This is a genomic window from Dyella sp. 01L423 (assembly GCF_056399945.1).
Map to the genome: position 1 here is coordinate 1 of NZ_JBFTSI010000020.1, position 1285 is coordinate 1285.

At 65.7% G+C, this 1285-nt stretch carries 1 protein-coding gene; it reads left to right on the forward strand.

The window, feature by feature from the left end; all coding sequences use genetic code 11:
* Positions 1-1160: IS21 family transposase (gene istA, locus AC1DMY_RS20825; protein WP_477166751.1), on the forward strand; the 1160-nt coding region annotated here is incomplete at its 5' end.
* Positions 1161-1285: the final 125 nt, after the last annotated feature.

Sequence of the window (1285 nt, forward strand, 5' to 3'; positions counted from 1 at the left end):
GCACCTTCGTGCCCCTGGTGTTCGCCCCGGGCGAGGCATTTCAGTTCGACTGGAGCGAGGATATCGCCCGTATCGGTGGGGAGCGCGTAAAGCTGCAGATCGCGCAGTTCAAGCTTTGCCATAGCCGCGCCTTCCTGCTGCGCGCCTATCCGCTGCAGACCCACGAGATGCTCTTCGACGCGCACCAACACGCCTTTGCGGTGTTTGGTGGCGTGCCCCACCGCGGCATCTACGACAACATGAAGACGGCCGTGGACAAGGTGCGCCGAGGCAAGGCACGCGACGTCAACGCCCGGTTTGCCGCGATGGTCGGTCATTACCTGTTCGAGGCGGAGTTCTGTAATCCGGCCTCCGGCTGGGAGAAGGGCCAGATCGAGAAGAACGTGCAGGATGCCCGTCATCGGCTCTGGCCCACGGTGCCGGCGATGCCCACCCTGGAGGCGCTCAACGCCTGGCTGCAGGCACGTTGCGTGGCGCTCTGGCAGGAGTTCACCCATCCCGCATGGCGCGATCGCACGATCGCGTCCGTCTGGCAGGACGAGCAGCCCCTCCTCATGCCCATGCCTACGCCCTTCGATGGCTTCGTCGAGCAGACCAAGCGGGTGACGCCGACATGCCTGGTGCACGTTGAGCGCAACCGCTACAGCGTGCCGGCCAGCTATGCGAACCGGCCCATCAGCGTGCGCCTGTACGCCGACCGCGTGGTGATGGCGGCCGAGGGTCAGGTCATTGCCGAGCACCCTCGTCGGATCAACCGCAGCCACGATGGTGGCCAGACAATTTATGACTGGCGCCATTACCTCAGCGTGCTCCAGCGCAAGCCGGGCGCCCTGCGCAACGGCGCGCCGTTTGCCGATCTGCCCGAGGGTTTTCGGCGCTTGCAGGCGTTGCTGCTCCCGCGCCCCGGCGGCGACCGGGAGATGGTCGAGATCCTCGCGCTGGTGTTGCAGTACGACGAGCAGGCGGTGCTGACCGCAGTGGAGTTGGCGTTGGAGGCCAACGCACCGTCCAAGCCCCATGTGCTCAATCTATTGGCGCGGCTGGTGAGCGAGATCCCACCGGCGCCGGTGGATGCACCGCCGTCTTTGACGTTGCAGATCGAACCGGAGGCCAACGTCGCGCGCTATGACGGTCTGCGGAGGACACGCCATGTCGCATGACGCCGTGATCACCACACTCAAATCGCTGCGGCTGCATGGCATGGCGCAGGCCCTTGATGAGTTGGCCCAACAGGGCGCGCCGCTGTATCGCGAGGCCATGCCGCTGATGACCACGCTGCTCAAGG